Raw genomic sequence first — 1124 nt, forward strand, 5'->3', positions numbered from 1 at the left:
AAACTATTGCGCGTATTACAAGACAAAATGATTGAACGCATTGGATCTACTGATTCGATTCAGGCAGATGTGCGCATCATTGCGGCAACCAACCTTAATCTTCAAGAGCAAGTCAAAGCAGGTAAGTTCAGGGAAGATTTGTACTTCCGCCTAAACGTATTCCCGATTCATGTTCTGGAATTGCGTAACCGTCCGCTGGATATCATTCCCCTAGCGGAGTTCTTTCTCAAACGCTATAGCGTAAATATTGGTCGTGATTCGCTTACCCTGAGTGTGGCAGCCAGAGCTCTTTTACAAAAGTACCCTTGGCCTGGCAATGTCCGCGAACTTGAGAACATTATCCAAAGAGCGGTTTTATTGGCAGACGGGGATCAAATCTATGCTGAAGACTTAGAACTAGATGACTCCCAACTGACTCACACAGACACGGTCGACCATCCCCCAAAAGAAGTAATAAATCGTGCTCCAGATAGCAAAATTCCCCAAAATGGCACAGAAATTGCATTATCTAAGGGCGAAGCAAGTCAGGATATTGAGTCGGTGGAGCGTGAGCACATCCTCAAGGTTTTGGCAGAGGTAAATGGAAATAGAACGAAAGCCGTAGAAGTATTAGGTATCTCAGCAAGGGCGTTACGCTACAAGCTGAAAGCCTATAAAGAAGCAGGCTTTCTTAATGAATGAGTATTTTGAGTGATTTTGATAGATAATTAGGCGCATGAGCACAACAACCAGCGTAGATTCGATGATTACCCGGATGCAGGCATTAGCCGCTGCAGCCAGTGGTCAGCCTGTCGCTACTGATAACCAAGCTGGCAATGGTGTTGATTTCTCTGCAGTTCTCAAAAACGCCATTGAAAACGTTAATACCGCCCAAAATAGTGCTCAAGCTAAAGCCCAGTCTTTTGCAACTGGTGCATCAGATACCTCATTGGAAGACGTGATCGTCTCCCTCCAAAAAGCCAATCTTTCCTTGCAAGGCATGATTGCAGTTCGTAACAGATTAGTCGATGCTTACAAAGAAGTAACTAACTTACAAGTTTAAGAAGCTCAAGCCCCCAGACAAGCAAAAGCCCAGTCCAACTGGGCTTTTTTATTACCAAGACCTCTTATCGAGAATCTATCGG

General features: G+C 44.6%; 2 protein-coding genes. Both read left to right on the forward strand.

Annotation, left to right across the window (positions count from 1 at the left end; all coding sequences use genetic code 11):
- Positions 1–681, forward strand: a 681-nt coding sequence (locus B7Y67_RS18920) for a sigma 54-interacting transcriptional regulator (protein ID WP_293599952.1), incomplete at its 5' end; no start/stop codon positions are given.
- Between the two features lie 34 nt (positions 682–715).
- Positions 716–1042: a flagellar hook-basal body complex protein FliE gene (gene fliE / locus B7Y67_RS18925; protein WP_215302772.1), complete on the forward strand. Its 327-nt coding sequence runs from the start codon at positions 716–718 to the stop codon at positions 1040–1042.
- Positions 1043–1124: the final 82 nt, after the last annotated feature.

Source organism: Polynucleobacter sp. 35-46-11 (assembly GCF_002281105.1).

Bases quoted from the DNA above. Each gene is read 5' to 3' on its own strand.
- fliE (WP_215302772.1), top strand. From the start codon at position 716: ATGAGCACAACAACCAGCGTAGATTCGATGATTACCCGGATGCAGGCA.